General features: G+C 63.3%; 4 protein-coding genes and 1 pseudogene. 2 read left to right on the top strand and 3 right to left on the bottom strand.

All coding sequences use genetic code 11. The annotated features are described in order from the left end of the window. The 3 genes and pseudogenes from AC1DUU_RS25230 to AC1DUU_RS25220 all read right to left on the bottom strand — a co-directional run. Positions 1–675: pseudogene (locus tag AC1DUU_RS25230) on the bottom strand (amidohydrolase family protein); the annotation flags it as partial. A 104-nt stretch (positions 676–779) separates the two neighbouring features. Beyond that, a complete protein-coding gene (locus AC1DUU_RS25225; protein ID WP_476786110.1) occupies positions 780–1,322 on the bottom strand; it encodes a MarR family winged helix-turn-helix transcriptional regulator in 543 nt (180 codons plus the stop codon). Between the two features lie 49 nt (positions 1,323–1,371). Beyond that, positions 1,372–2,016 (bottom strand): cysteine hydrolase family protein, encoded by a 645-nt coding sequence (locus AC1DUU_RS25220; RefSeq protein WP_476786109.1) that lies wholly within the window; start codon positions 2,014–2,016, stop codon positions 1,372–1,374. A gap of 257 nt (positions 2,017–2,273) precedes the next feature. Here AC1DUU_RS25220 and AC1DUU_RS25215 point away from each other — a divergent pair, with 257 nt between their 5' ends. Together AC1DUU_RS25215 and AC1DUU_RS25210 are read left to right on the top strand one after the other, a co-directional pair. Beyond that, positions 2,274–3,113, top strand: coding sequence for an NAD-dependent epimerase/dehydratase family protein (locus tag AC1DUU_RS25215; protein WP_476786108.1), 840 nt, complete (start codon positions 2,274–2,276; stop codon positions 3,111–3,113). 15 nt (positions 3,114–3,128) lie between these two features. Continuing rightward, entirely contained in the window at positions 3,129–3,944 is an 816-nt protein-coding gene (locus AC1DUU_RS25210; protein ID WP_476786107.1) for an SDR family NAD(P)-dependent oxidoreductase, read from the top strand. Positions 3,945–4,104 lie beyond the last annotated feature (160 nt).

Raw genomic sequence — 4,104 nt, 5'->3', positions numbered from 1 at the left:
GTCGACCTCGAGCACGACATCGGCGCCGATGCGGCCCGAGCCGGGGATCGATGGCCCGCCGGTGTGAGTCATCGAGGTCATGCCATATTTGCGCGCCCAGGCGATCATCTGCTTTCCGGTCGGGCCGTCCTTGACGCCGCCGAGGCCGACTTCGCCGATCAGCGTCACGCCGGCTTCGGCGAGCTCGCGGAAATCGTTTTCGGTCATGCCGTGTTCGAGCACAGGCGCGCCGGCGATGATCTTCATGCCACTCGGACGGAAATTGGCGAAAGTCCGCTGTGCCGCGATCCCCAGCGCCTTGATGCCGACGATGTCACGCGGCCGGCCTGGATAATGCGCCTCGCCGGCCGAGATGATGGTGGTGACGCCGCCATGTAGCGTCGAATCGATCCAGCCGATCTGGTTCTGGCGCGGGGTCCAGTCACCGGCAACGGGGTGGACGTGGTTGTCGATCAGGCCGGGGGTTACGACGCAACCCTGCGCGTCAATGGTGCTGGTCGCACCGTCGAGATCGAGGTCGGTTGCCTTGCCGACCGCAGCGATGCGGCCGTCGACGACGAYGATAGTATCGGCATCGAGGATCGGCTGGGCGAGGTCGCCGCTGAGCATCAGGCCGATGTTGCGAATGACGAGCTTGTCGGTGACGGGGGCCTTGGTTTGCGGTTCAGGCGACATCGATGGCATTCCTTGCGTCTGTTTGGGGCATGAGGCGGTCGATCCGGCCCAAGGCCGGCAATCGGTCGCTTCGGAGAATGGTCTGGTGAAGGGGCGCTAGCCGCTCATTTGCCTTCGGCGCCGCCCGGCTCGTCGCCGCTGATGCGCTGGAGCAGCCTGAGCAGCGTCACTTGTTCGGCCGCCGTCAGCGGCGAAAGCAGCTTCTGGCCGACCTCGACGCTGCGCTCGAGCCGGTCGAGCGTGTAGCGCGTGCCTTCGTCGGTCAGAGTAATGATCGTCAGGCGCTGGTCGGTCTCGGAGGCGCTGCGCTTGATCAGCCCCTGCTTCAAAAGCTTGCGCACCACAAGGCTGATGGTCGAGGGATCCATCGCCGTCATGCGGCCGAGATGGTTCTGCGAAACCTCGCCATGCTTGAGCACCGTGGCAAGGGCCGCGAACTGCGTCGGCGACAGGTCCTCACCGGCCATGACCTGCTGGAAGCACAACGTGGCGCGCTGATGGGCGCGGCGCACGACGTGGGCGGGATGGAGGTCTAGGTCGTAACCGGTCTTGGTGTATCGGGTCATTGTCTCTTCGCGGCTCAGCGGCTTGTTGGCCACTTCTGCCGTCTTGCGCTTGAATTTCCGGGCTTCGTCGAGGGTTGTCACGGCGCTTCCAACTCCTGGCTTGAAACCTGAGATTCGCCGACCCCAGAGGTTATGCGGCGATGTTGACGTTTTCGACGAAAACGCCGTCGCGCAGCGCTTTCACCACACTTTCGGCATCGCTGACGACGCCGAAATGGGTCGAGATGTCATAGAGCGTGCTTTCCTGCTCACGCGGACCGGTGGCAGCACAGCAATCGGCGGGCACCACGACTTCGTAGCCGTTGAAGAACGCATCATGCACGGTCGAACGCACGCAGATATTGGTGACCACGCCAAAGACGATGATCTGGTCGACCATCATGTCCTTCAGCGTCATGTCGAGATCGGTCTGGAAAAACGACGAATAGCGACGCTTGATGATGTGGATCTCGTCGTCGCGGGCGCCGAGATCGTCGATGATCTCAGTGCCCCAGGTGCCTTCGACGCAATGCGGCGCGCGTTTCAGCCACTCGCGGTCGCGGCGCATGTTGCGGCGATGCGCATCATGCACCCAGATCACGGGCGCACCGGCGGCACGCGCCGCCTCGATCACGCTCAGCTGTGGACCGACAAGCGCTTCATAGCCCGGCAGCACCATGGCGCCGCCCGGCTTGCAGAAGTCGTTGATCATGTCGACGACGATTACCGCCACGCGCACCGGGTCGATCTTGATCCCGGCGTCCTGGCGATGTGACGAAAAGCTGTCCAGTGGCATGATCCTACCTTTTCAGCGAACTGCCGATTGTTGGTGGTCATACAAAAAACCGTGACGACTTCCAAGTCAATCCTTGAGCTTGCTGCTTGTCACAATATGGCGGACCGAAGCACCTTGCCATGCGACTTGCGACTATGCCCGGTGCTTACCCCTGTGCCAAGAAATGCATTGACAAGCAGGGCGGTTTGCGGTGTCCGATTGTTTGACCATCAACGATATTTGCCGAGTGGCCACGTGACCGACAAGAGGAGCCAGAGATGAAAATCGTCATTACCGGATCGAGCGGACTGCTTGGCCGCCATGTCGCCTCAGCCTTTGTCGCCGCCGGCCATGACGTGCTCGGCATCGACGCCGTCGCCCCTGCCGATTGCACATGGACCCATATCAGCGCCGACCTCACCGATCTCGGCCTGACACTGCAGCTGATCCGCGACTGCGATGCCGTCGTCCACATCGCCGCGATCCCGCGCCCGCTCGGCAAGGCGCCGGCTGAAGTGTTCAAGACCAATATGGCGATCGCCTACAATGTCATCGAGGCGGCGGCTCTTTCTAAAGCCAGGCGCTTCGTCTACGCCTCGTCCTTCAGCGTGCTCGGTTATCCCTTTGCCGAAAACTTCGTCGACCCGGCCTATCTGCCCATCGACCACAACCACCCGATCGGCGCGCAGGACGCTTATGGCCTGTCGAAATGGCTCGGGGAAGAAATCGTCGAGGCCGCCGTGCGCCGTGGCGCGTTTACGGCCGTCAGCCTGCGCATGCCCTGGATCCAGACGCCGGAGAGTTTCTTCGACAGCGTCGGCCCGCGCCGCAACCTCGCCGATGCCGCGCGGGACCTGTGGAGCTACCTCGACGCACGCGACGCCGCCGACGCCTTCATCAAGGCGCTGGCTTGGCAGGGCGAGGGCCATCTGCGCACCTTCCTCAGCGCCGCCGACACCTATTCGGAAGAGCTTACGGACGCGTTGGTCAAGCGCGCCTTCCCGGCAACGCCGCTGAAGCATCCGCTTTCGGGCCATGATGCGGTCATCGGCAATACGCATGCGCTGGAAACACTCGGCTTTGCGCCGCGCCATTCCTGGCGCGCTTACGGCAAGTAAACACAGGAGACCAAGATGATGCGTTTCGAAGGCAAGGTCGTTCTGGTCACCGGTGGTGGCGGCGCGATCGGTAGCGCCGCAGTGCGCCGTTTCATCGATGAAGGTGCCCGCGTGTCGGTCGTCGACCTCGACGGCGATCGCGCGACACAGGTCGCTTCGGCATTTGGCGACAAGGCCATTGCCATCACCGCTGACGTTTCCGACGAAACTGCCGCCCGCGAGGCGGTAGCAAAGAYGGTCGAAGCCTTTGGCCGCCTCGACGCGGTGTTCAACAATGCCGGCATTTCCGGCAAGGTCGCGCCTGTCCACGAACTGCCCGTCGAAGACTGGGACCGCATCGTGCGGATCAATCTTCGCAGTATGTTCCTGGTGCTCCAGGCCTCGCTCAAGGCGATGATTTCCGCCGGCATCGAAGGCTCGATCGTCAATATGGGCTCGTCGATGGCCGGCTGGGACGTGCTGTCGGGTGGCGCCGGTTATGCCTCAACCAAGCATGGCGTCGTTGGCCTGACCCGTGTCGCAGCGCTCGACGCCGCCGCTTACGGCATCCGCGTCAACGCCATCTGCCCTGGTGTCATCGAAACAACGCTTGGCGTGCCGTCAAACGACCGCGAGGCCTATGCCGCCGGCATCCAGCGCTTTGCCGACCGCATCCCGCTGCGCCGCATCGGCCAGCCCGAGGACGTGGCGGCGGCCGTCGCCTTCCTCGCCTCCGACGAAGCGCGCCACATCACCGGTGTCGACTGGCTGATCGATGGCGGACAGACCTTGCAGAGCTTCGCCAACGCGCCCGACGCCGGCAGCTATCCGCGTCACCGCAAGCCGAACTGAGCCGAACAAGTGCGCTTCAGGCCGACCGCATGGCTTGTCCGGCGGTCGGCCTTTTTGTAGGCGTCACGGTGTTCGGAAAATGGCCTTTGGCCTACCAATTCGTAATGCGCAGGCGATGTCGCGGCAATATCCGCCTGCCACTGTCGCTCCTGTCTCAGCC

It is taken from the genome of Aminobacter sp. P4_H6_2 (assembly GCF_056400805.1).
This window is presented reverse-complemented; position numbering and strand designations above follow the sequence as displayed.

What these genes read in the sequence shown, in the direction of transcription:
- AC1DUU_RS25215 (WP_476786108.1), top strand. Translation starts at nt 2,274, where the DNA reads ATGAAAATCGTCATTACCGGATCGAGCGGACTGCTTGGCCGCCATGTC.
- AC1DUU_RS25220 (WP_476786109.1), bottom strand. Translation starts at nt 2,016, where the DNA reads ATGCCACTGGACAGCTTTTCGTCACATCGCCAGGACGCCGGGATCAAG.